The organism is Amycolatopsis sp. NBC_00355, assembly GCF_036104975.1.
Lineage (GTDB): Bacteria > Actinomycetota > Actinomycetes > Mycobacteriales > Pseudonocardiaceae > Amycolatopsis.
This window is the reverse complement of record NZ_CP107982.1, coordinates 3972475-3996540: the sequence shown is the minus strand read 5'-3', so window position 1 is coordinate 3996540 and position 24066 is coordinate 3972475. Positions and strand designations below refer to the sequence as shown.

Below are 24066 nucleotides of genomic sequence, written 5' to 3'. Positions count from 1 at the left end.
AGGGCCATTTCTCGGCGGTGACCCAGCCGGCCAGCAGTTCGAGGCCGTCGCCCGACAAGGCACCTTCGACGACCTCGTGGTGGCGATCCGGCGGGCCTGCCCCCGCTCGGCTGGATGGGGACTACCGCGCGTGGCCGTCGCGGGTGGCGAGCACCCGGCGCACCTCCTCCACGCCCAGCGCCACGGGCGAGCGCAGCGATCCGACCTCGTCGATCTCGATGTCGACCACGTCTCCCGGCCGCAGCCCTTGGTCGAGCCCCGGCACGACGGACGTGCCCGTCGAAAGTACGGCGCCGTCGGGGAAGTCGTTGTCCCGCCACAGGTACTCGACCAGGTCGGCCGGTTCGCGGTTGAGCTGTGCGGTGCCGGCTTCGCCGGCGAACACCTCGTGACCGTCGCGCCGGATGCGCATGCGGATCTCGAGCGACAGCGCGTCCGGGACCTCCCACGCCGGTCGCACCCGCGCCGAGACCGCGCACGAACCGGTGTAGATCTTGGCCTGCGGGAGGTACAACGGGTTCTCGCCTTCGATGCTGCGGGAGCTGACGTCGTCGACCACGAGGTAGCCGGCGATCTCCCCCGTGCGGGTCAGCAGCAGGCCGAGTTCCGGCTCCGGCACGTTGTTGGCGGAATCGACGCGGACGGCGATCGGCTCGTCGTCGGTGACCACGCGCCATGCGGGTGACTTGAAGAACAACTCGGGCCGCTGCGCGCGGTACACCCGCGCGTAGACGTCCTCGTCGGCGCTCTCCTCGCGGCGGGCCTCCTCGGACCGCCGGTACGTCACCCCGGCGGCCCACACCTCCATCCGGCCGTCCAGCGGCGGCAGCAGGCGCGTCCCGGCCGGGGACACGGGCTCTCCGGCGGCCTCGGCGAGTTCGCGGATCTCCGCCACGGTGTGGCGCAGCAGGTCACTCATCGACGTCACCGCGAGGGGCCGCAACCGCTCACCGGTGAGCAGGCCGACCCGGATCGTGCCGGTTCCGTCGGTGAAGCGCACCAGGTGGCTCATCCCGGACCTCCTTGTCCACGGGTCACTTGGGGGTCACTTGGGTCACCAGGGTCACTACTCGAACACCCCGTAGCCCGCGACAGCGTGCGCCCGGACGCCGTCCATGTCGAGTTCCACGCCGATGCCGGGGGTGTCGGGAAGCGTGATGTAGCCGTCCTTGACGATCGAGCCGCTCCCGTCGGGGGCGTGGACGTAGCTGTCCCACACCTCGCGCTCTTCGAGGGCGTGCCATTCCTGGACGAGGAAGTTGGGGATCGCCCCGCACTGGTGCGACGTGGCCATCGTGCCCAGCGGCGTCGACACCAGGTGTGGTGCGAACGGAATGTAGTGCAGCTCCGCGAGGTTGGCGATCTTCTTGGCCTCGGCGAGACCACCGCACTTCGGCACGTCCGGCTCGATGACGTCCACGGCGCCGCGTTCGAGCAATTCGCGGAATCCCCACCGCAGGTAGAGGTTCTCGCCCGCGCAGATCGGCGTGCGGGTCTGTTCGCGCACCCGCACCAACGCGTCGACGTTCTCCGCCGGCAGCGGTTCCTCCAGCCACATCAGGTGGAACGGCTCGAGCTCCCACGAGATCCGGCACGCGCTCGGCACGTCGTAGCGGGCGTGGAGGTCGATGGCCAGATCGACGTCCGGTCCGATCGCCTCCCGGACGGCGGCCACGCGCTCGACCATCGAGCGCAGCTCGGCGGTGTTGATCGTGTGATTGAAATCGTCGAACTTGGCCGGGTGGCGCAGGTTGTCGATGTCGAACTTGATGGCGGTGAAGCCTTCCGCGACCATCCGCTGGGCCCGGTCGACGCACCCGGCGATCGAGCCCGCCGGGTCGTCGCCGTCGCCGCAGTCGGCGTAGAGGCGGATCCGGTCGCGGAACTTCCCGCCGAGCAGCCGGTAGACCGGCTGGCCCGCGGCCTTGCCCGCGAGATCCCACAGCGCGAGCTCGATCCCGGACAGGGCGATCACGAACACGCCGCTCTGGGCGCCCGCGAAAACCTTGCTGCGACGCAATTTCTCCCAGCACCGCTCGACGTTGCGCGGGTCCTCGCCGAGCAGGAGGGGCGTCAGCGAATCGATCATCCCGACGACGGCGCCCGCGCCGGCATCGGGGTTGGCCTCGCCGAACCCGCTGATTCCCTCGTCGGTGTCGATCCGCACCAGGGTGGCCTGACCGTGGTAGGCCACCACCGCCGTCGTGACGTTCACTATCCGCATTGCTCTCCCGCCGCCGGGTAATGCGTCTGAAAGGGACTGTCGCAAGAGCCAACTTGTCCTATAAGCTGATGACATGCCAAGGAGACAAGAGTCTCCGGACGCTGTCAAGGTCCGGACTCTCCCGGTGCAGGTGGCGGCCCACCTGACCCGGCGCATCGTCAGCGGCGAAATCGAGGACGGCCGGGCCCCGTCGGAGCTGGAAATCTCCCAGGAGTTCGGGGTTTCCCGGGTGGTGGCGCGGGAGACGCTCAAGATCCTCGCCTCGCTCGACATCGTCGACGTCGCGCAGGGCCGCCGCGTCGTCGTCCGGCCCCGCGCGGAGTGGGACTATCTGAACCCGTTGCTGATCGAGTGGCTGCCCACGGAAATCGTCGACGAGCTGCTGCAGGAACTGCACCAGATGCGCGTACTGCTCGAGCCCGAACTCGCCGCGATGGCCGCGACCGGCATCACCGACGAGACGCTGGCCCGGCTCGGGAAGGAGATCGAGCGGATGGCGGCGCTCGAGACGGATCCCGAGGCCTACCTCGAGGTCGACCACGAATTCCACATGGAGATCTGCCGGGCGGCCGACAACCGCATCCTCGACCGGATCATGTACTCCGCGCGCTGGCTGGGCACGGCCAGCCGGCGCCTCACCAACGAGGCGCCGGCCGGGCTGCGCCGCGCCACCGCCCAGCACACGGAGATCTACGAGGCGCTTGTCGCGCGCGATCCTTCGGGCGCCCGCGCGGCGATGCGCAAGCACTTGAGCAACAACTACTCCACGCTCCTCGCGGAGAAGGAGCAGCGAAGCAAGCGGGCCGCCCGGCGGCGGCGTTACCAATCCGGCCGAAAGTAGGCCGCCCCCGCGCGGCACGTAGCCGTTGCTACGAAGCCATTCGGCCGTGGCTGTGGTCGGGTTGGTAACCATCGGCGCAGTACTTCTGCACGACCGAGTTCCGGAACCGATGACGAGGACGGACGAGGCATGGCAGCATCCGCGATCCCGCCGATCCGGCTGGGGCTGATCGGCACCGGGCTCGCGGTCGAGAAGCTGCACTGGCCGGCGTTGCGCGGGCTCGCCGATCGGTACGTGGTCACGGCGTTCACCGATTCCTCCGCCGAGCAGAGCACGAGGTTCGCCGGCTACAGCGGGACCGATCCGTCCCGGGTCGCCGCCGACCGGGGCGCGCTGCTCGCCCGCGACGACGTGGACGCCGTGCTGATCTCCGTGCCGATCCCGCACTTGTACGAGGTGGCGCGCGACGCGCTCGCGGCGGGCAAGGACGTGCTCTGCGAGAAGCCGGCCGGCGTCGACGCGGCGCAGGCCGGGGCCTTCCTCGCGCTGGCGGCCGGGCACCCGGACCGCACCTTCGTGGTGGGCGAGAACTTCTTCTACCGCGACGATCTGCGTTACGCCCGCGCCTTGCTCGACAGTGGCGCGATCGGCCGCCCGCACCTGATGGCGTGGCGGCACGCCGGCCGGGTGGTGCCCCGCGAGGGCGGGTTCAGCGGCACGCCGTGGCGGCACCGGCCGCAGTACCGCGGCGGGGTGCACCTCGACTTCGGCGTGCACCACATCGCCCAGATCCGGTTGCTCTGCGGCGACATCGCACGGGTGCACGGTGTCGTGCAGAGGGCCAACAGCACGATCGACGCACCGTCGGACCTCGCGCTCAACCTCGTGTTCACCGGAGGCGCCATCGGTAACTACACCGCGTCCTTCCCCGAAATCCCGGTGCCGCCCGAACCCAACGACATGCGGCTCTACGGCACCGAGGGAGTGCTCGTGCTCGCCGGCTCCGAGTCGGAGCGCCGCGTGACGCGCAGCGGTTCCGACGCCACCACCCACACCACGGTCTTCCGCGGTAGCGACAACGGCTACCTCGCGGAGCTCGTCGACTTCGCCGATGCCGTGCAGTTCGGGGTGCGGCCGGTCGGCAGCGTCGCGCAGAGCGTGGCCAACACGATGGTCGTCCAGCGGGCACTCGACTCCGCGGAACGGGCGGCCGCACTGGCGCTCGACCCCGTGCCCGGCGCGGGCCCGGTGCCGCTGTGGCGGCCCCGTGGCTCGACCGGGCTGTTCGACGGGCTGCCAGGACAACGCGTCAGCAGTTCGGCGTCCTTCGCCGCATGAAAGACCCAGCTTTGAGTACTCACAGCGCGGCACTCGCCTCGCTGCCCCGCCGGTTGCACCGTCGCCCCGTCGGTACGAGGAGTTGTCATGGAAGAGAAGAATGACCTGTCGAGACGCACTTTCCTCGGCATGAGCGCGGGGGTGAGCGCGCTGGGCGTGCTCGGTCTCGCCGGGTGCGGGAGCGGCCCCGCGCCCGCACCACAGGTCGACGTCCAGGTGCCCCAGGCGCTGCTCGACCAGGCGGCCAAGCTCCGCGGCGGGTCGGTGGGGATGCTCTCGCAGAAGCTGTACTCGGAGGCCGCCAACAAGGCGCTGGACAAGTCGCTGCAGGTGTTCGCGCAGGCCACCGGCACCACGGTCCGCAACGACCTGGTCTCCGGCGACGCCGGTGACATGGTCGCGAAGATGGACGCCGAGGTGAAGGCGGGCACCAATCGCGACCTGGCCTTCCTGAGCGACCGGCGGTTCGTCGGCCAGCTGCACAACCTCGGCGCCCTCACCGACGTCACCGACGTGGTCAACGACATGAAAGCGCTTTACGGCGAACCCGCGACGGAAGCGAACAACTACTGCGTGTTCGACGGCCGCTGGTTCGCGATCCCCTACCACTTCATCGCGACCGGGATGTACCTGCGCAAGGACTGGTACCAGGAAAAGGGTCTCCCGCTCAAGCCCTACTACTCGTGGGAAGAGCTGCGCGACAACGCGCTGGCGATCTCCGACCCGGCGAAGCGGCGCTTCGGCTGGGGGCTCACGGTGAACCGCTCCGGCGACGCCAACGGCTTCATCACGAACGTCATCAACACCTACGGCGGGGCGATCGCGGACAACACCGGCACGAAGGTGGTGTTCAACTCGCCGGAGACCGTCGAAGCCGTCACGTTCATCGGCGACATCTACACGAACCCGAAGTACAAGCCGATGCTGCCGCCCGGGATCGGCAGCTGGACCGACTCGAGCAACAACGAGAACTGGCTGGCCCAGATCCTCGGGCTCACGCTCAACCAGTTCAGCGTCTACGCCGATTCGAAGAGCAAGAAGAACCCGGTCTACGCCAACACGCACGTGTTCAACGGTGCGAGCGGACCGGCGCTCGACCGGCCGCTGGCCTACGGCGAGTCCAACTCGTTCGTCGTGTTCAAGGGGGCGAAGAACCCCGACCTCGCCAAGCTCGTCGCGAAGTTCATGGCCGGCGGGAGCGCGCTGCTCGGCGTCGCGAAGGAAGCGCCGTGCCTGGTCAATCCCTCGTGGGACAAGGTGTGGGACTCCGACCCGTACTACACCACCGGTGACCCGGCCTTCGCCGCGCTGCGGGAGCAGACCCGCGCTCCGCTCCCGGTGAAGACCAAGACCGGTTATGCCTTCCCCCAGGCCCCGAGCCCCGGCGAGCAGGCCGCCGTCGCCGCCTACCTGCTGACCGACATGATGCAGTCGGTCATCCAGGGCACCAAGCCGGCCGAGGCCGTGGCCACGACGCACACCAGGATCGTGCAGATCTTCGAGCAACAGGGCTACCGGCAGTGACCGTCCTGCGTCCGAAGAGGACACACCCGGCGCCGGCCCGTCCGGCGCCGGGCGCGTCGTCCTCGCTCACCCCGGTACAGCGGCGGCTCGGGCGCGACTGGCGCCTCGCCGCGGTGTTCATCGGGCCGACGCTGCTGCTGGTCGCCGGCCTGATCCTGGTCCCGATCATCAGTTCGGTCTTCACCAGCGCCACCGAGCGCCACGGTGCGGACACGGTCTTCGTCGGGCTGGACAACTACACGGCCCTCATCGGCGACGCCCTGTTCCACAAAGGCGTGCTCAACTCGTTCGTCTTCACCGCCTACGCCGAGATCTTCAAGGTGGTCTTCGGCCTCATCGCGGCGTTGATGCTGCACCACATGCGCCGGGGCCGGGCGATCCTCGCCGGGGTGATCCTGCTGCCGTGGGTGATCCCGACGGTCGTCACGGCCTTCACCTGGCGGTCGTTGCTCGACCCGATCTTCGGCAGCGTCAACGTCCTGCTCACCGACTCCGGGATCGGGCCGGCCCTCGCCGCGATCGGGCTCGTCGACAAGTGGCCCGCGGAGTGGCTGTCCGATCCCGCGCTCGCCATGCCGGCGGTCATCCTGGTCAACGTGTGGAAGGGCATCCCGTTCTTCACGGTGACGTTCCTCGCCGGGCTCAAGGCCATCGACGGCAACCTCCACGAGGCCGCGATGGTGGACGGCGCCTCGGCGTGGCAGCGCTTCGTGCACATCACGTTGCCGGGGCTCCGCAGCGTCATGATCGTGACGACGCTGCTGTCGTCGATCTGGACGTTCAACAACTTCGACCTGATCTGGCTGATGACCCAGGGCGGGCCGGGGGACGCCACCGCCCCGTACGTCATGGTGGCCTACTCGAAGGCGATCCAGCAGCTGCAGCTGGGCGCGGGCGCCGCGGTCACCCTGGTGATGCTGCCGATCATCGCCGTCGTCGTGGTGATCCTCGTGCGGATGATGCGGCGCAGCGACCAGCCGGGCGCCGCCGACATGGGGCGCAGGCGGCTGACTCCCGCTCAGCGCCGGGCGCTGCCGTGGGTGATCGTCGTGGCCGCGGTGCTCGTGCTGATCTGGGCGTCGCCGCAGATCGTCTGGAAGGCCGCGCTCGTGCTGGGCGTGTTCGTGGTGCTCGCGGCCGCCGTCGGACGGGTCGTCTCCACGCTCGCCGCGCGCGGCAACCGGCTCGCCGCGCGCCTCGTCGGTGGTGGCGGCACCGGGGTCGCGCTCGTGGGCCTGCTGGGCTTCGTGCTCGCCCCGATCTACTGGATGACGGTCACGGCCTTCAAGTCCGACGACCAGATCGTCGCGCGCGGCGACGACCTCTGGCCGACCCCGTGGAGCACCGAGCAGTTCACCAACCTGTTCTCGGGCCGGGCGTTCGGCACCTGGTACCTCAACACGGTCCTGGTGTCGGTGGCGTCCACCGTGATCGCCGTGGTCTGCGCGGCGCTGGCCGGTTACGCGCTGGCGCGGCTGAAGTTCCGGGGTTCGGAGAGCTTCACGGTGACGATCCTGCTCACCTACGTGATGCCGGGCGCGCTGCTGTTCATCCCGCTGTATCAGCTGATGAGCGGGATCGGGCTCAACGACTCGTTGTGGTCGCTCGTGCTCGCCTACCCCACGTTCACCCTGCCGTTCGCGACGTGGCTGCTCGTCGGCTACTTCAAGTCGATCCCGGTCGACCTCGAGGAGGCCGCGCTGGTCGACGGCTGCACGCGGTTCGGGGCGTTCCGCCGGATCGTGCTGCCGCTGGCCAAGCCGGGCCTGCTCGCGGTCGCGCTGTTCACGCTCACCAACGCGTGGAACGAGTTCCTGTTCGCCTTCGTGTTCATCACCAAGGACGACTACAAGACGCTGCCCGTCGGCATGCAGTCGATGATCTTCGGCGACGTCGTGCCGCAGGGGCAGCTGGCCGCGGCCTCGCTGCTGGTCAGTATCCCGGTCGTGCTCATGTACGGGTTCGGGCAGCGGTTCCTGACCGAGGGGCTCACCGCGGGGGCGGTGAAGGGATGAGCGGGATCACCGAGGAGCACGTCGCGACGGCGTCCCGGCCGAGCAAGCTGCGCATCACCGACCTGCGCGTGGCCACCCTGGCCGGCGTGCCGTTCCGCTCGTCGATCATCCGGATCGACACCAACCAGGGCCTGTCCGGCTACGGGGAGGTGCGCGACGGGGCCAGCGCCACCTACGCGCTCATGCTCAAGAGCCGGCTCGTCGGGGAGAACCCCTGCGACGTCGACAAGATCTTCCGCAAGATCAAGCAGTTCGGGTTCCACGGCCGCCAGGGCGGCGGGGTCTCCGGCGTCGAGATGGCGCTGATGGACCTGGCCGGCAAGGCTTACGGCGTGCCCGCGTACGCGCTGATCGGGGGCCGGTTCCGGGACGAGATCCGCTGCTACGCGGACACGCCGTCGCTGCCGGACCCGCACGCGATGGGCGCGCGGCTGCTGGAGCGCAAGCAGCGCGGGTTCACGATGCTGAAGATGGACGTGGGCGTCGACCTGCTGTGGGACGTCCCGGGCGCGCTGATCGCGCCGCCGGGTGCCCGCGCGGACGTCACGACGATGCACCCGTTCACCGGTATCCAGGTCACCGCGAAGGGCGTCGACCACCTGGTGTCCTATGTGGACATCGTCCGTTCCGTCGTCGGCACCGACGTCGCGCTCGCCGCCGACCACTTCGGCCACATCGCCCTCGACTCCGCCATCCGGATCGGCCGCGCGCTGGAGCCGTTCACGCTGGCGTGGATCGAGGACCTGATCCCGTGGCAGCTGACCGATCAGTGGCGGCAGCTCACCACCGCCGTCGCCGTCCCGACGTGCACGGGGGAGGACATCTACCTGCTCGACGGCTTCCGGCCGCTGCTGGACGCCGGCGCCGTCCGCGTCGTGCACCCCGACCCGGCGACGGCGGGCGGGATCGCGGAGACCAAGCGGATCGGCGACTACGCGCAGGAGCGCGGGATCGCGATGGCGCTGCACCTGGCGGCGTCGCCGATCGCGACGATGGCGTGCGTGCACCTGGCCGCCGCCACGGAGAACTTCCTCGCCCTCGAACACCACGCGGCCGACGTGGAGTTCTGGAGCGACCTCGTCACGGCCCCGCTGATCCGGGACGGCCGCATCACGGTGCCGGACACACCGGGACTGGGGTTCGGGGACCTCGACGAGGAAGTGCTGCGCCGCCACCTCGACCCGCGTGATCCGGTGTTCTTCGCCGAGACGACACACTGGGACGGGGAGTCGAGCCACGACCGCCTGTGGAGCTAGGCGCGGCCCTGTTCGGCCCGCCACCGCTCGTACTCGGGCCGGGCCTCGTCCGAGAGCGGGTAGTACCGCCGCAGGTCGCCGCCCTCGGCCAGCCGGATCCGGGAGAACTCCTCCCATTCCGCGTGCTCCTGAGCGTGGGCCACCAGGGCGGGGGCCAGCTTGACCGGCACCACGACGGCGCCGTCGTCGTCGGCGACCACGATGTCGCCCGGCTCGACGAGCGTGCCACCGCACGCCACCGGCACGTTCACGGCAACCGGGACGATGCCGGTCTGGACGTGGAAGTTCGGTGTGGCGCCCCGGATCCACAGCCCGAGGCCGAGCTGCTTGGCCTCGGCGGTGTCACGCAGACAGCCGTCGACCACCACGCCGAGGCCGCCGCGGCCCTTGAAGTAGGTCAGCATCATCTCACCGAACACGCCGCTTTCCATGTCGCCGCGCGCGTCGACGACGATCATGTCGCCGGGCTGGGCGTGGTACATGACGTGGCGGTGCAGCTGCTTCTCCGGTTCTTCGTACTCGTCGACGGGGTAGAGGTCTTCCCGCTTCGGCAGGAACTGCAGCGTCAGCGCCGGGCCGGCCACGCGCACGCCGGGGGTCACCGAAACCGGGCCGCGGATGAACGCGCTGCGGATGCCCATGCGGCTGAGCTCGCCGCTGGCGGTCGCGCTGCCGATGGCCGCGAGGGCCGCGCTGAGCTCGGCAGGCGGGCGAACGATGTCGTGCGTCTCGACCACGTCGATAGCTCCCTCGGGTCCGCGTTTACCGTGGCTGTCGGGAAGTTTCCCCGAGATTCCAGGTCCGAGCGTAGTCCGGCGGAGCTGTTTCCGCGATGTCATACGGGGTTTCGGCACCAGCTCGCCCCTGTTCCTTCGTGGACGAGCTGGTGCCGGCTTGTCGTGCCGGGTCTCAGGAGGTGCTGCAGCTGACGCTGGGCCAGTTCCAGTTTCCGTTGTGCTGGATGGTGACGCCCCAGTTGTTGCCGTTTCCGTTGGGTGTCGCGACGAGCACCTGACTGCTGGGCCAGGTGGCGTTGATGTTCCAGGTGGCGCTGATCTTCGCCGGGCTGGGCACGGTCATCGTGACGGTCCAGGTGCTGGAGCCGTTGACTGAGACGTTGAGGTTGTAGCGGTCGTTCCAGGTTTGTCCCGCCGACAGTGTGGCGGTGCAGTTGCCGCTGCCTGGTGTGGTGGTCGGGGTGGTGGGGGTGGTGGGGCCGGTGGGGGTGGTGGTGGGTGTGGTGGTTGTGCCGCCGCCGGAGTTGAGGACGTTCAGCACGGAGTTGTAGGCGGATTTTTTGTTGCCGTTGCCGTCGAAGAGGAGCGGGTTTTCGCCGGAGCGCCAGGAGTCGCTGTCGCGTACGCCCCAGACGGTGATGCCGACGCAGCGTGCGACGTTCATGCAGGCTTGGGTGAGGGCTGCGTATTGGGTGGTGGATGCGTTGGTGACGTCGACTTCGGTGAGGGCGACGTCGACGCCGAGTGCGGCGAAGCTGGAGATGGTGGTCTGGAGGTTGCTGGGGACGGAGCTGCCGCCGGTGAAGTGGGCTTGGAGGCCGACGCAGTCGATGGGGACGCCGCGGGATTTGAAGTCGCGGATCATGGTGTAGACGCCTTGGGTTTTGGCGTAGTTCCAGTTGTCGATGTTGTAGTCGTTGTAGCAGAGTTTGGTGGTGGGGTCGGCGGCGCGGGCGGTTTTGAAGGCGACTTCGATCCAGTCGTTGCCGGTGCTTTGCAGGTTGGAGGAGCGGCGGCTGCCGTCTTCGTTGAAGGCTTCGTTGACGACGTCCCAGTAGGCGAGTTTGCCTTGGTAGTGGGTCATGACTTTCTGGATGTGGTTGATCATGGCGTTGCGGAGGGTGCTGCCGCCCATGTTCTGCATCCAGCCGGGTTGCTGGGCGTGCCAGGCGAGGGTGTGGCCGCGGACTTGGGCGCCGTGGCTGGTGGCCCAGTTGTAGATCTGGTCGCCGGCGGAGAAGGTGAATTGGTTCTGGTTGGGTTCGGTCGCGTCGGGTTTCATTTCGTTTTCGGGTGTGACCATGTTGAATTCGCGTGCGGCGAGGGTGGTGTAGGCGGTGTTGCCGAGTTTGCCGGCGGCGATGGCGGTGCCGAAGTAGCGGCCGGTTTGGGCGGCGGCGGCGCCGAGGGTGCCGGCTGCGGCGTCGGCGCCGGGTGCGGTTATCAGGACGGCGGCGGTGGCGGTGAGGGTGGCTGCGGCGGTGAGTAGTCGGCTGGTGGGTGTGCGCCACCATCGTTTGTGGGGTGGGGTTGTTGGGGTTGTTGTCATCGGTGGTCTCCTTCCGGGCGTGCGCCCAGGGGAGCCGGGGACCACGTCGCCGGTGACCTGGGCGTGCTGATGATGTTCGTCCGTTGGGTGCAGGAGAACACGGGTGTTTGTTGTGGGGCAAAGAGTTTCGGTCGAGTTTCGACTGGTTCGCCGGCGGACGGCGGGTGGGTGTGGGGGGTTCACCCGATTGCGGCAGGTGTTCGTCCGATCGCCCTCGGCAAAGGGGCAGGGCGGCTGGTGCTCGGCCATTCGAGTGGTCCGAGGCGCCGGGAATCAACGGTGCGGCCGGGTGGGGAGTGGTCCGAGTCGAACGGGACAACTCATCAGGGGCCTGCGGGCCTGCGATCGTCCGAGGGGAAAACATGAGTACCGGAAAACGCTTCATCCGAGGGGTACTGACCGTGCTGGGGGCGCTGCTGCTGGTGGTGGCCAACTCGACCGCCCCGGCGTCCGCGGCGACTCGCCAGGGCACGTGCGAGTCGGGAGAGGTCTGTTTCTACTTCTACGCGGGCTCCCAGGGATCACTGTCGGACTTCACCGGCTCGCTCGACAACTACGGCGCGACGCAGCCGTCGTGCTACGAGTTCAAGACCCCGCAGATGAGCGGGTACGGGCAGTGCATGAAGAACAACGCCCGCTCGGTCCGGAACCTCACCGGAAAGGCCGTTCGCGTCTACTTCAACAGCGGGTACTGCGGCAGTTACGACACCATTCCCGCGAATTCCGCACACGACCTCAGCGTGGCGTACGACAACAACGCGTCCCACCAGTTCTCCCCCTACCCCGTCGGATGCCATTCCGTGTGACCGGGTCCTGATCGGGCCCCCGGTCGGTCCCGGACCGGCCGGCCGGGGGCCCGGCTGTCACGGCCGCGTCGCAACGAAGTACCAGGCGTGCGGGGATGCTCGGCCGTCCGAGTCCGACGAAGCGCGACCGCGACCCGGCCCGGCGGGTGACGCGGTATCTCCGGCAACCACGACCGCGGCCGCCCGTCGCGGCCAACAATGGCGGCATGGCGTTCACCGAACCACCTGATCCCGGCCAGGCGCGCACGCTGGCCGAGCTCATCGCCCAGTTGCGGCTGCTCAAGACGTGGGCGGGCGGCCCGTCGTACGCGCAGATCGCCGAGGGGGTGAACCGGCTCTGGACGGCCGCCGGGCGTCCGCCCGCCGAGCGGACCGCCCGCACGACCGTCGCCGACTGCTTCAAGACCGGCCGGGCGCGGCCCAACACCGATCTCGTGCTGGCCGTCGTCGAGGTGCTGCACCCGGACCCGGGTTACCTCGCCCACTGGCAGGACGTGCTGCGGGTGATCCGCAGCCGCGCGGAGGCGGCGACCTTCGTGCAGGCCCAGCTCGGCCTGCCCGAGGCGATCCCGCACTTCACCGGGCGCCAGGCGGAACTCGCGAAACTGTGCGCGGCGCTCGGCGACGCCGCGGGCGGGCAGGCGTCGGCGATCGCGGGCATGGCCGGGGTCGGCAAGACCGGGCTGGCCGTGCACGCCGGCCACGAGCTGCTGCGCGCGGGCCGGTTCGACGACGCGCTCTTCGTGAACCTGCGCGGCTTCCACCCCGACCCCGGCCGGCCGCCGGTGGATCCCGCCGCGGTGCTCGACTCCTTCCTGCGCTTGCTCGGCGTGCCCGGGCACGCCGTCCCCGCCGACCTGCCGGGCAAGAAGCGCGTCTACCGGGAGCGTTCGGCCGGGCGGCGCCTGCTGGTCGTGCTCGACAACGCGCACAGCGAGGACCAGGTCCGGCCGCTGCTGCCCGACGAGCGGGGCGGGCCGGTGCTCGTCACCAGCCGCCTGGCCCTGCCCGGGCTGGCCGGTGCGCAGGTCCGGCTGGACGTGCTGCGCCCGGACGAGGCGCTGGCCTACCTGCGGCGCACCGTCGGCGCGGAGCGGGTCGACCAGGAGCCCGGCGTGGCGCGGCGGATCACCGCCGAACTCGGCCACCTGCCGCTCACGCTGACCCTCGCCGCGTTGCGGATGACCGCGCCCGCCCACCGGTCGTGGCTGCTGGCCGACCACCTGGAGCGGCTCGAGCAGCGGCGCGCGCACCTGCGCCTGGACGACGCCGTGGACGCGTCGATCAGCCTGTCCTACGACCACCTCGGCGAGCCGGAACGGCGGGCCCTGCGGCTGCTCGCCCTGCACCCGGGCGCGGACCTGGACGTCCACGGCATCGCCGCGCTCGCCGGCACCGGCCTCGACGAGGCGACCCGGACCGCGGACCGGCTCGTCGCCGCGAGCCTGGTGCGGCGCCGCGAGGCGGACCGGTTCGAGCTGCACGACCTCATCCGCGCGTTCGCGATGGCGCGAGCCCAGGACGAGGACGTCTCGGCCGGCCGGCGGGCCGCACTGGCGCGGCTGCTCGACTACTACACGTTCGCCGCCGCCACGGCGATGGACTACTACGCGCCGCGCGTGCGCGACCACCGGCCGCCCGTCCCCGACCCCGGTCTGCCGATCCCGCCGCTGACCGACCGGGAGCCGGCGGCCGCGTGGCTGGACGCCGAACGGGCCAACCTGGTCAGCGCCGGCCTCCACGGGGTGGCGACGGGCCACGCGGGACTGCTCTCGCGGATCCTGTTCCGGTACCTGCAGACCGGCGGCTACATCAGGGAAGCGCTGGCGCTGCACGCGAGCGCGACGGAGTCGGCGGACCCGGTCGCCCGCGGGCACGCCCTGGCGAGCCTCGGGGCCACCCACAGCCAGGTCGGCCGCTACGAGGTGGCGACGCGGTGCGCCGAGCAGGCGCTGGACTGCTTCCGCGGCGCCGGGGACCGCTCCGGCGAGTGCCGGGCGCTCGGCACGCTGGGCGCGATCGCCTCCTGGAACGCCGATTTCGCGCGCTCGGCCGGGTTCCTGCAGGGGGCGCTGGCCCTGGCCCGCGAGATCGGCGCCCGGGCGGGCGAACGCACCGCGCTCACCAACCTCGGCTACGTCTACGGCCGACTGGGCCGGTACGCCGAGGCCCTGGAGTGTCACACGAAGGCGCTCGCCATCGACCAGCAGACCCGCGACCTGAGCGACATGGGCCGCACCCTGCTCAACATCGGCGACACGCACCTGCGGACGGGCCGCCGCGCGGAAGCCTGCGGCTTCTTCCGCCGCGCGACGGGCATCGCCGAGCAGGCCGGCGACCGGGACCTGCACCTGGAAGCGCTGCTGTGCCTCGCGGACGTCTCCCTGGAACTCGGCCGCCTCGGCCGGGCCCGGGCCGCGCACGAGTCCGCGCTCGCGTTGGCGGCGGACCTCGGCATCCCGCACCAGGTCGCCCGCGCGCACCTCGGCCTCGCCCGGTCCCTGACGGCGTCGGGCGACCCGGAACGCGCCCGCCACCACTGGCTCACGGCCCGCGACCACCACCGCGAGCTGGGCCTGCCGGACCCGGAGGAGATCATCGAGGAGGCCGGCCACTCGGTGCCGGCCGGCAGCTGAAGCCGCAAGTATTCGCCACGACACGCGTACCTGGCTGGACGACACACGTACCTGGCTGGACGACTCGCGGCCGACCTCGGCCGCGTGTCGTGTCGTCCGCCGGGGTACGCGTGTCGTCCACCCGGGTACGTGTGTCGTCCGCCGGGGTACGGGCCAGTGGTGTGGGCCGGTCGGGGTGACCGGGTGTCGGCGGTGGACGTGCCGGGCGGGCGGAGGGCGTCCGGGTTCGTCCGGGATTGCTGCCGGGGGCGGCGGGGACCGCGATGCTCGCGGCCGGTGCGGGACCACGAAAGCGGCTTCGCACCGAGCCGGACACCCACCGTCGAAGGGAGACACCATGCGGCGCCTCGTTGACCGCGTGCTCGACCGGATCGTGCCCACCGCCCAGGCTTCCGCCTGCGCGGGCGGCTACTTCTGCAACAGCGCGGGCCACCCCGGGTACTGGTACCGGTTCTGCTGTCCGCAGACCGGCTGCGAATGGTCCAAGATCCGCAGCTCCTGCTGACCCAGGCCGGGACGTCCCGGGCGGTGTCCGCGGAAGCGGGCACCGCCCGGCGGGGAAGGAGTGCCGTGGAGTACCTCCGCGCGGCCTGCGCGACGCTGATCGCCGTCGTGTTCGCCGCCTCTTCGCTGTCGAAGTTCCGGGACTTCCGCGGGTTCGCGCGGTCGGTGCCCGCGCTGGTGCCGATGCCCGCGAACGCGGTCCTGCCGGTGTCGGTGGCCGTCGTGGCCGCCGAAGCCGGCGCCGCGGTGCTCGTGGTCGTGCCGGCCACCGGCACGGCGGGCTTTCTCCTCGCTTCGCTGCTGCTACTGGCTTTCGCCGCCGCCATCGGCACCGCGCTGCGACGCGGGCGGCCCGCGCCGTGCCGCTGTTTCGGCGCGGGTGACACCCCGGTCGGCCCGCGTCACCTGGCCCGCAACGCCGTGCTGCTCTGCCTCGCCGTCGCCGGCGCGCTCGCGCCGGCGCACCTGCCGCCCGTCGCCGGGGCCGCCCTCGCGGTCGCGGCCGGTGGGGCGGTGGCCGTACTCGTCATCGCGATGGACGACATCGCCGTCGTGTTCGCAAGGAGTTCCTGATGCCCTTCGTCGTCGCCGCCCTGGTTCTGCTCGGCCTGTTGTGCCTGGTGAACCTGCTCCTGACCGCCGGGATCCTGCGCCGGATGCGGGCGCAGGCCACGATGGGGTCCGGGGCGCTCTTCGCGCTGGGCCCCGGTTCGGCCGTCGGCGAGTTCGCCGCCACCACGACCGAGGGCGAGCCGGTCACGGCCGCGACGCTGGACGGCACGGTCGCGTTCTTCTCCGCCGACTGCCCCGCCTGCCACGACGCCCTGCCGGACTTCCTCGCCTACGCCCGCGAACAGGGCCGTGACCGCGTCCTGGCGGTCGTCGGCGGCGGTGACGCGGACACCGTGCGCGCGCTCGCCGCCGTCGCGCGGGTGGTGCCGGCGGAGCTCGACGGCGGGCCGGTGGCCGCCGCGTTCCGCAACACCTGGACCCCCGCGCTGTACGTCGTGGCCGACGGGCGGGTGGTCGCGACCGCGGGCCGGGTGCACGAGCTGACCGTGCCCGCCGGGCGGTGACGGTGCGCGAGCCGGACCGGCGGATCGGCGCGGACCAGCTGCGGGCCGCGGCCACGGCGGCCGCCGCGCTGCTGTGGCGGTCCGGCCCGGCGCGGCTGGCCGGTCTCCTGGTGATGACCGCGGCCGCGGCCATCGCGCCGATCGCCACCGCCTGGCTGACCAAGCTCGTCCTCGACCGGCTGGTCTCGCGCACCGGCGCGGTCGGCGGCCTCGCCGCGGCGCTGGCGCTCGCCGGGCTCGCCCTCGCCGCGCTGCCCGTGGTGGTCCACTACGTCCGCGCGCAGATCGGCCGCGCGGCGAGCACCGTCGCCACCGACGGGCTGTTCGCCGCGCTGGGCCGCCAGGTCGGGTTGCGCACCTTCGAAAACCCCGCCTACCAGGACCGGTTGCGGCTGGCCCAGGAGAGTTGCGGCCGGATGCCGGAGATCGTCGACGGCGTCGGCGGCACCCTCAGCGGCACCCTTTCGCTGGTCGGCTTCCTCGGCTCGCTGTTCCTGCTGAGCCCGGCGATGACCGGCGTCGTGCTGGCCGCCGCGATCCCCGCGCTGCTCGCCGAACTGCTGCTGGCCCGGCGCCGCGCCGCGGTGGAATGGCGGATCGAGCGGTTCGCCCGCCGCGAGTTCTTCTACAGCCAGCTGCTCACCGGTACCGCCGCCGCGACCGAGATCCGGCTGTTCGGCATCGGGGCGTTCCTGCGCGCCCGGCTGATGGACGAACGCCGGAGCGCGAATGACGCGCAACGCCGCATGGACGAACGGGAGCTGCGGACCATGGGCGGCCTGACGGCGCTGAGCGCGGCGGTCGCCGGCGCGGGCCTCTGGTGGGCGATCACGTCGGCGCGCGACGGGTCGCTCAGCGCCGGCGACGTGTCCATGTTCGTGGCCGCCGTCGCCGGGGTGCAGGCCGCGCTGGGCACGCTGGCCTCGGCGATCGCCGACGGCCAGGCCCGGCTGCTGTCGTTCGCGCACTACGTCGCCGTGGTCCGCGCCGAACCCGATCTGCCGAGCGGGTCCGGGGACACCGCACCCGCGTTGCGGCGGGGACTCGAGCTGCGCGACGTCTGGTTCCGCTACAGCGACGACCACCCGTGGGTGCTGCGCGGGGTGGACCTCACCATCCCGCACGGCGCGGCGGTCGCCCTCGTCGGCCTCAACGGCGCGGGCAAGAGCACGCTCGTGAAGCTGTTGTGCCGCATGTACGACCCGACACGCGGGCGGATCCTCTGGGACGGCGTGGACCTGCGCGACATCCCGCCCGCGTTGCTGCGCAACCGGATCAGCGCCGTGTTCCAGGACCACATGAACTACGACATGACCGCGGCGGAGAACATCGGTCTCGGCGAGCTGTCCGCGATGGACGACCGCGCCCGGCTGGTGGACGCCGCGACGCGAGCGGGCGCGCACGACCGGATCGCCGCGCTGCCACGCGGTTACGACACGCCGCTCACCCGGATCTTCGAGATCGGCACCGACACCGGGGACGCGTCGACCGGGGTGGTGCTCTCCGGCGGGCAGTGGCAGCGCCTGGCGCTGGCCCGCTCGCTCGTGCGGGAGGGCCGCGACCTGATGATCCTCGACGAGCCGAGCTCCGGCCTCGACCCCGAAGCCGAACACGAGGTGCACGCGCGCATCCGCGAGCACCGGCAAGGCCGCACCAGCCTGCTCATCTCGCACCGGCTGAGCGCGGTGCGCGACGCCGACCGCATCGCCGTGCTCGAAGACGGCCGGGTGGGCGAACTGGGCACGCACGAAAGCCTGCTCGCCGACGGCGGGGGTTACGCGCGCCTGTTCCGCCTGCAGGCCGACGGTTACCAGGCCGTGCCGTGAAAGCGCCGGTTTTCGCCGCGCTGCTGGCGGCCGGCTGCGTCGTCGCCGCCCGGCGGCTGCTGATCCTGACCACAGTGGACGGTGCGAGCATGGCGCCGGAACTGCGGTCGGGCGACCGGGTCCTGGTGCGCCGGACCCGCCGTCCGCGACGCGGTCAGGTGGCCCTGCTGCGCTACCCGCGGTTGCCGAGCGGGGCGCCGGCGGGGCAGCAGCTGCTGCTCAAACGCGTGGTGGCGCTGGCAGGCGACCGCGTCCCGGCCGGCTGGGCCGACCCGGACGTCCACGGCCTCGCCGGTGCGGTGGTACCCGCCGGCAGCGCCGTCGTCCTGGGCGACAACCGGCCGACCAGCTGGGATTCGCGGCACTACGGGTTCGTGCCGCGGGAGCGTCTGATCGGCGTGGTGGTGCGGCACGTCTCCCGTGGGTGAGGGCCGCCTCGCGCCGGCGTGGCCGTCGAATGCGTCGAACTCCCGGCCGGGCATGGGCGGACGCGCGGAATCGGCTGGGGTTGCGGGAAAACCGGTCCGGTGCGTCTCCGGTCAGTCCCGGCTGATCGTTCGGGCAGGGTTCCTGCGGGCGGGTCGCCGGGTTCGCTAGGGTCGAGAGCTTCGAGACGATTGTGGAACTCTGCGGAGGGGGGCCTGCGCGGTGAGTAATCCGTTGGTTGCGCCGGTGAAGGATTCGACGACAGCGGTGTCCGGGGTGCCGTTGCTCGAAGACGCCACCGGCCTGAAGACGGCGATCGAGAGCGGCGACTGGGCTTCGGTCGCGATGGGGGCCGTGGGCACCGCGCTGGACGCCCTGACCGCCGCCATGGACCCGTTCGGCGCGATCTTCGCCGCCGGGGTCGGCTGGCTGATCGAGCACGTCGGGCCGCTCAAGGAAGCCCTCAATGCCCTCACCGGCAACGCGGACGAGATCACCGCGCAGTCGCAGACGTGGACGAACGTCGCCAAGGAGCTCGAAGGCGTGTCCACCGAGCTGGTGGACCTGGTCAAGAAGGACCTCGGCGGCTGGGCGGGCCCGGCAGCCGACGCCTACCGCACGCGCGCGCAGGACACCTCGACGCTGATCGCCAGCGCGCAGAAGGGCTGCGAAGGCGCGGCCAGCGGCGTCAAGACCGCGGGCGAGGTCGTGGCCGCGGTGCGCACGCTCGTGCGCGACATCATCGCCGAGCTGGTCGGCCACCTGATCTCCTGGGCGCTGCAGGTCGTGTTCACCCTCGGCATCGGCCTGACGTGGGTCGTCCCGCAGGTCGTGGCCGCGGTCGCCAAGACGGCGTCGAAGATCGCCAGTGTCACCACCAAGCTGGTCAAGGCCCTCAAGGCGCTGGTCCCGCTGCTGAAGAAGGCCGGGACGCTGTTCGAAGACGCCGCCAAGGCGTTGAAGAACATCAAGCCCGGCAAGGTCAAGCCGGCCGGCAAGCCCAAGGACATCACCGCCAAGTCGTCCCCCGACCCCACCCCGCACGGCAAGGGCGGTGATTCGACGAACACCGCCGGTGACCACAGCGGCGGCGGCAACTCCGGTGGCCACGGCGGCGACTCCACCGGTACCGCGGGGGACAAGGGCAAGGGCGGTGGTTCGGGCGGTGGTTCGGGTGGTGGCGAGAACACCGGCCCGGCCGGCACCCACGACAACCCCCCGGGCGGTGGCGGGCAGAACCACCCGGGCGGCAACGGTTCCCGGGGCAACCCGGACGGCACCTCGCCGCAGGGGATCCGCGGCCAGGGGGAGAACAACCGCCCGATCGGCAACGAGGTCTGCGTGACCGACCCGGTCGCCGTCTCGACCGGGCAGATGGTGATGGAGGAGGTGGACGCCACCCTCTTCGGCGTGCTGCCCCTGGAGTTCCGGCGGACGCACTTCTCCGGCTACCGCGCCGGGATCTTCCTCGGCGACGGCTGGGTGTCCACTGTGGACCAACGGGTCGAGGCCGACGGAGACGGCGTCAGCTTCGCCGCCGAGGACGGCACCCTGCTGCGTTACCCGCTGCCGGGCCCGGACGACTGGGTGGTCGCCGAAGGCGGGCCCCGCCGTCCGCTCAAACGCGCCCCGGACGGCGGGTTCCTGATCGACGACCAGGGCCAGGGGCGCCTGCTCTACTTCGCGCCGGGTGCCGGTGCGGCGCTGCTGACGTCGGTGACCGACCGCAACGACAACGCCTTCGAGGTCGTGCGCGCCGAGGACGGCAGCCCGCTGGAGATCCGGCACACCGCCGGGCACCGCGTCCGCTTCGAGACCCGCGAAGGGCTCGTCACCGCGCTGTTCGCGGTCTCCGGCGACGGCGAGGTCGAGCTGGTCCGGTACGGCTACGACGGCCGGAACCTGGTCTCGGTCACCAACGCGTCGGGGCAGCCGATGCGCTACACCTACGACGGCGCGGGCCGCATCACGGGCTGGACCGACCGCAACGACGAATGGTTCCGCTACCACTACGACGCCGCCGGCCGCGTGGTGCGCACCGAAGGCTCCGGCGGCTTCCTCGACTGCGTGCTCGAGTACGACCCGGACAACCGCGTCACCCGCTCCACCGACGCGCTCGGCCACACCTCCGAGTTCCACTTCAACGAAGCCGGGCAGGTCATCCGCGAGATCGACCCGCTCGGGCGGGCGACGCTCTCGGAGTGGGACGCGCGCAACAACCTGCTGAGCAGAACCGATCCGCTGGGCCGCACCACCCGCTACCACCACGACGAGCTCGGCAACCTCCTCGCCGAGATCCGCCCGGACGGGACCGAGCGCGCCTTCGAACGCGACTCGGCCGGACGGGCGGTGGCGGTGCACGACGCGCCCGGCGTCGTGACGCGCTACGCCTTCGACGAGCGGGGCAACCTCACCACGGTCGTGGCGCCGGACGGCGGGACCACCCGGTACCGCTTCGACGACCAGGGTGCCGCCGTGGCGATGACCGACGCGACCGGGGCCACGGTCACCGTGGTCAACGACCCGGCCGGGCTGCCGGTCGTGGTGACCGACGCGCGGGGCGGCGTCACCCGCTACGAACGGGACGAGTTCGGGCGCGTCACCACGATCGTCGACCCCGCCGGCGGGGTGGAGCGCTTCGCCTACACCGTGGACGGGAACCTGGCCTGGCACCAGGATCCCGACGGGAGCCAGGACCAGTGGGTGCTGGACGGCGAGGGCAACAACCGGGTGCACATCAGCGCGGCCGGCGGGGTCACCCGCTACGAATACGGCGGGTTCGACCTGCAGACGGCGCGGATCCTCCCCGACGGCAACCGGATCTCGGTCACCTACGACGCCGAGCTGCGGGTCGACACGGCGACCAACGAGCAGGGCCGGGTGTGGCGCTACGAGCGGGACACGGCCGGGAACCTGGTGCGGGAGACCGACTTCACCGGCGGGGTGACGACCTACGGGTACGACGCGGCGGGCCAGCTCGTCGACCGCGTCCGCCCGGACGGCCGGCGCACGACGTTCCGCTACGACCTGGCCGGGCACCTCGTCGAGCAGCTCGACGGCGACCGCGTCACGAAGTTCGAGGTCAGCGCCACCGGGCAGCTGCTGTCGGCCGACGACGGCACCACGCGGGTCAGCTACGAGCGGGACGCGGTCGGCCGGGTCCTCGCCGAGACGGTCAACGGCCGCACGGTGCGCTCCGCCTACGACGCCGAGGGCCGCCGGGTTCGCCGGCTGACCCCGTCCGGCGCGGAGAGCGCGTGGGAGTACGACGCCGCCGGGCTGCCGGTCGCCGCCCGGCTCGCGGGCCGGGACCTGCGCTTCGCCCACGACGCCGCGGGCCGGGAGGTCCGCCGCTCCCTCGGCACCGGCGCCACCCTGCTGCAGACCTGGACCCCGAACTCGCAGCTGGCGACCCAGGCGATCACGGACCACGCCGGCGCCGTCCACCAGCAGCGCTCCTACGGCTACCGGGCCGACGGCGAGCTGGTCGCGCTGCACGACCAGGCCGGCGGCCCGCGCGAGTTCGGTCTCGACCCGCTCGGCCGGATCACCGAGGTGCGGTCGCCGCGCGGGTCCGAGTCCTACCGCTACGACGAGGCCGGGAACATCACCGACGCGTCGTGGCCCACGGCCGAGACGGACCTCGTGGGCCGGCGGACGTTCGTCGGCCCGCTCGTCACGGCCGCCGGCGGGACGCGCTACGGGCACGACCGGCGAGGCCGGGTCGTGCTGCGGGAACGCACGATGCCCGACGGCGCGAAACTGACCTGGCGGTTCACCTGGGACGGCGACGACCGGCTCGTCGCGGCCGGCGTCCCCGACGGCAGCAGCTGGCGCTACACCTACGACGCGCTGGGCCGCCGCGTCGCCAAGGAGCACCTGGCCGCGGACGGCCGGACCGTGCTCGAACGCGTCGAGTTCACCTGGGACGGGCAGCTGCTCGTCGAGGAGGCCCGGCACACGCCCGAGGGTGTGCAGGCGACGGTGTGGGACTACGAGCCGGGCGACTTCCGTCCGCTCGCGCAGCGCGGGCGGACGGCCCGGCCGGGGCAGGCCTGGGTGGACACCCGGTTCGACGCCATCGTCGCCGACCTGACGGGCAGTCCCGCGGAGCTCGTCGACGACCACGGCCGGATCACCTGGTGCGCCCGCCCGAGCGTGTACGGCGCCCCCACCGGGGCGGGTACGCCGGCGGCGACCCCGCTGCGGTTCCCCGGGCAGTACTTCGACGCCGAGACCGGGTTGCACTACAACGCCCAGCGCTACTACGACCCGGTGACCGCGCGCTACCTCAGCCCCGACCCGCTCGGCCTGGAGCCGGGCCCGAACCCCTACGCCTACGTGGACAACCCGTTCGGGCAGATCGACCCGCTGGGCCTCACCCCGAAGTCCTGCGGCAAGCCCAATCTGACGATCGACACGAACGTCGGGCCCAACCCGATGAAGCAGTCGCCGGGCGGCGGGAAGTACAGCCAGTCCCCGGGCGGCAACTGGTACAAGGAATCGGCGCCGGCGGGGCCGAACAAGAACAAGAAGAACCGGCCCGCGGCGGGGATGGACAACCCCAGCTGGACGCACCAGAACATCAAGCCGATGTTCGACAACGCCCTGGTCAACAAGCACCAGATGCCTCCCGGCCTCAAGACCGACGCCGAGAACAAGTGGATGCAGAAGCACGGCCAGTTCCAGACCTACCACCAGGACGGCACGCCGGACCTGGTCGTCCCCAAGAAGAACGCGATCATGGGGCACAACAAGGCGGCGGGCACCTACTTCAACGAGACCGGTCACAAGCTGCCCATCGCGGACAACAAGCACTACAACCGGCAGGGCAGCAGCTACGGTCAGGTCGAGTACTCGAAGAGCTCGTCGGGCACCGGCGCGCACGAGGACAAGTACATCCCGCCGCGTCCCGACCGCGGTTCGCACCCGGGCTACACCAACCCTGCCGCCCCGGGCCACACCGGCGGCCCGTGGCCGTCCTACCCCCACGCGCCGAACGGGGTGCCGCCGAACTCGAACCCCATCTCGCCCGGCGGCACGCCGATCCCGCACGCGCCGACGTCCGAACGCCCCCCGACGGGCCTCCCGCTGGTCCACACACCGCCGGGGTCCCCGGTCGACCCGCCGGGGAAGCGGCCGCGGTTCGACTGACGATCCGCCGGCCGCGGGGGTGCCCCGCGCGAAAGTCCGTGAAGGCCTCCTTGAGGGACGTAGAGTCCCTCAAGGAGGCCTTCACGGACTTTCCGGACCCTGCCCAGGGATGGTCCGGCATCGCGTGCGGGAGGGGGCGAGCGCGGTGGTGCGCAGGGCCTGTGGGAGTGCGTAGCCTTTCGGTGGCGGTCCGCCCGCGTACTCCTCGAGGAAA

Annotated in this window: 17 protein-coding genes; 13 read left to right on the top strand and 4 right to left on the bottom strand. The window is 71.4% G+C overall.

The window, feature by feature from the left end:
* Window positions 1-121 precede the first annotated feature (121 nt).
* Together OHS18_RS17435 and OHS18_RS17430 are read right to left on the bottom strand one after the other, a co-directional pair.
* Complete coding sequence (locus tag OHS18_RS17435) at window positions 122-1012, bottom strand: fumarylacetoacetate hydrolase family protein (protein WP_328617752.1); 891 nt, start codon at window positions 1010-1012, stop codon at window positions 122-124.
* Between the two features lie 54 nt (window positions 1013-1066).
* Window positions 1067-2224: a mandelate racemase/muconate lactonizing enzyme family protein gene (locus tag OHS18_RS17430; RefSeq protein ID WP_328617751.1), complete on the bottom strand. Its 1158-nt coding sequence runs from the start codon at window positions 2222-2224 to the stop codon at window positions 1067-1069.
* 73 nt (window positions 2225-2297) lie between these two features.
* Between OHS18_RS17430 and OHS18_RS17425 the strand changes: the two genes are divergently transcribed.
* The 5 genes from OHS18_RS17425 (at window position 2298) to OHS18_RS17405 (ending at window position 9138) form a co-directional block, all read left to right on the top strand.
* Window positions 2298-3065, top strand: coding sequence for a FadR/GntR family transcriptional regulator (locus OHS18_RS17425; protein WP_328617750.1), 768 nt, complete (start codon window positions 2298-2300; stop codon window positions 3063-3065).
* 129 nt (window positions 3066-3194) lie between these two features.
* Window positions 3195-4343 (top strand): Gfo/Idh/MocA family protein, encoded by a 1149-nt coding sequence (locus OHS18_RS17420; protein WP_328451319.1) that lies wholly within the window; start codon window positions 3195-3197, stop codon window positions 4341-4343.
* 87 nt (window positions 4344-4430) lie between these two features.
* On the top strand, window positions 4431-5867 hold the full coding sequence (locus OHS18_RS17415; protein ID WP_328451321.1) for an extracellular solute-binding protein: 1437 nt from the start codon (window positions 4431-4433) through the stop codon (window positions 5865-5867).
* Complete coding sequence (locus tag OHS18_RS17410) at window positions 5864-7882, top strand: ABC transporter permease (RefSeq protein ID WP_328617749.1); 2019 nt, start codon at window positions 5864-5866, stop codon at window positions 7880-7882. The genes OHS18_RS17415 and OHS18_RS17410 overlap by 4 nt, the downstream gene beginning before the upstream one ends.
* Entirely contained in the window at window positions 7879-9138 is a 1260-nt protein-coding gene (locus OHS18_RS17405) for a mandelate racemase/muconate lactonizing enzyme family protein (protein ID WP_328617748.1), read from the top strand. Before OHS18_RS17410 ends, OHS18_RS17405 begins: the two co-directional genes overlap by 4 nt.
* On the opposite strand, the gene OHS18_RS17400 is transcribed toward OHS18_RS17405, so the two are convergent.
* Together OHS18_RS17400 and OHS18_RS17395 are read right to left on the bottom strand one after the other, a co-directional pair.
* Window positions 9135-9875, bottom strand: a complete 741-nt coding sequence (locus tag OHS18_RS17400; protein ID WP_328451327.1) for a ribonuclease activity regulator RraA — start codon at window positions 9873-9875, stop codon at window positions 9135-9137. The genes OHS18_RS17405 and OHS18_RS17400 overlap by 4 nt on opposite strands.
* 172 nt (window positions 9876-10047) lie before the next feature.
* Window positions 10048-11424 (bottom strand): endo-1,4-beta-xylanase, encoded by a 1377-nt coding sequence (locus tag OHS18_RS17395; protein ID WP_328617747.1) that lies wholly within the window; start codon window positions 11422-11424, stop codon window positions 10048-10050.
* Between the two features lie 362 nt (window positions 11425-11786).
* Here OHS18_RS17395 and OHS18_RS17390 point away from each other — a divergent pair, with 362 nt between their 5' ends.
* From OHS18_RS17390 to OHS18_RS17355, 8 genes are all read left to right on the top strand, one after another.
* Window positions 11787-12230, top strand: coding sequence for a peptidase inhibitor family I36 protein (locus tag OHS18_RS17390; protein ID WP_328617746.1), 444 nt, complete (start codon window positions 11787-11789; stop codon window positions 12228-12230).
* Window positions 12231-12436: 206 nt separating this feature from the next.
* Window positions 12437-14866: a tetratricopeptide repeat protein gene (locus tag OHS18_RS17385; protein ID WP_328451333.1), complete on the top strand. Its 2430-nt coding sequence runs from the start codon at window positions 12437-12439 to the stop codon at window positions 14864-14866.
* A gap of 337 nt (window positions 14867-15203) precedes the next feature.
* The gene (locus OHS18_RS17380) at window positions 15204-15371 is read left to right on the top strand and encodes a hypothetical protein (RefSeq protein ID WP_328451335.1); all 168 of its coding nucleotides are present in this window, start codon (window positions 15204-15206) and stop codon (window positions 15369-15371) included.
* Between the two features lie 65 nt (window positions 15372-15436).
* The gene (locus tag OHS18_RS17375; RefSeq protein ID WP_328617745.1) at window positions 15437-15943 is read left to right on the top strand and encodes a MauE/DoxX family redox-associated membrane protein; all 507 of its coding nucleotides are present in this window, start codon (window positions 15437-15439) and stop codon (window positions 15941-15943) included.
* Window positions 15943-16446 (top strand): TlpA disulfide reductase family protein, encoded by a 504-nt coding sequence (locus OHS18_RS17370; RefSeq protein ID WP_328617744.1) that lies wholly within the window; start codon window positions 15943-15945, stop codon window positions 16444-16446. The genes OHS18_RS17375 and OHS18_RS17370 overlap by 1 nt, the downstream gene beginning before the upstream one ends.
* The gene (locus OHS18_RS17365) at window positions 16443-18272 is read left to right on the top strand and encodes an ABC transporter ATP-binding protein (protein ID WP_328617743.1); all 1830 of its coding nucleotides are present in this window, start codon (window positions 16443-16445) and stop codon (window positions 18270-18272) included. The genes OHS18_RS17370 and OHS18_RS17365 overlap by 4 nt, the downstream gene beginning before the upstream one ends.
* Window positions 18269-18700 carry a S26 family signal peptidase gene (locus OHS18_RS17360; RefSeq protein ID WP_328617742.1) on the top strand — a complete coding sequence of 144 codons (432 nt, stop codon included), beginning with the start codon at window positions 18269-18271 and terminating at the stop codon, window positions 18698-18700. Before OHS18_RS17365 ends, OHS18_RS17360 begins: the two co-directional genes overlap by 4 nt.
* 220 nt (window positions 18701-18920) lie before the next feature.
* Window positions 18921-23852, top strand: a complete 4932-nt coding sequence (locus OHS18_RS17355) for an RHS repeat-associated core domain-containing protein (RefSeq protein ID WP_442875385.1) — start codon at window positions 18921-18923, stop codon at window positions 23850-23852.
* Window positions 23853-24066 lie beyond the last annotated feature (214 nt).

Bases quoted from the DNA above. Each gene is read 5' to 3' on its own strand.
- OHS18_RS17435 (WP_328617752.1), bottom strand. From the start codon at position 1,012: ATGAGCCACCTGGTGCGCTTCACCGACGGAACCGGCACGATCCGGGTC.
- OHS18_RS17420 (WP_328451319.1), top strand. From the start codon at position 3,195: ATGGCAGCATCCGCGATCCCGCCGATCCGGCTGGGGCTGATCGGCACC.
- OHS18_RS17370 (WP_328617744.1), top strand. From the start codon at position 15,943: ATGCCCTTCGTCGTCGCCGCCCTGGTTCTGCTCGGCCTGTTGTGCCTG.
- OHS18_RS17380 (WP_328451335.1), top strand. From the start codon at position 15,204: ATGCGGCGCCTCGTTGACCGCGTGCTCGACCGGATCGTGCCCACCGCC.
- OHS18_RS17385 (WP_328451333.1), top strand. From the start codon at position 12,437: ATGGCGTTCACCGAACCACCTGATCCCGGCCAGGCGCGCACGCTGGCC.
- OHS18_RS17405 (WP_328617748.1), top strand. From the start codon at position 7,879: ATGAGCGGGATCACCGAGGAGCACGTCGCGACGGCGTCCCGGCCGAGC.
- OHS18_RS17390 (WP_328617746.1), top strand. From the start codon at position 11,787: ATGAGTACCGGAAAACGCTTCATCCGAGGGGTACTGACCGTGCTGGGG.
- OHS18_RS17395 (WP_328617747.1), bottom strand. From the start codon at position 11,424: ATGACAACAACCCCAACAACCCCACCCCACAAACGATGGTGGCGCACA.
- OHS18_RS17415 (WP_328451321.1), top strand. From the start codon at position 4,431: ATGGAAGAGAAGAATGACCTGTCGAGACGCACTTTCCTCGGCATGAGC.
- OHS18_RS17430 (WP_328617751.1), bottom strand. From the start codon at position 2,224: ATGCGGATAGTGAACGTCACGACGGCGGTGGTGGCCTACCACGGTCAG.
- OHS18_RS17425 (WP_328617750.1), top strand. From the start codon at position 2,298: ATGCCAAGGAGACAAGAGTCTCCGGACGCTGTCAAGGTCCGGACTCTC.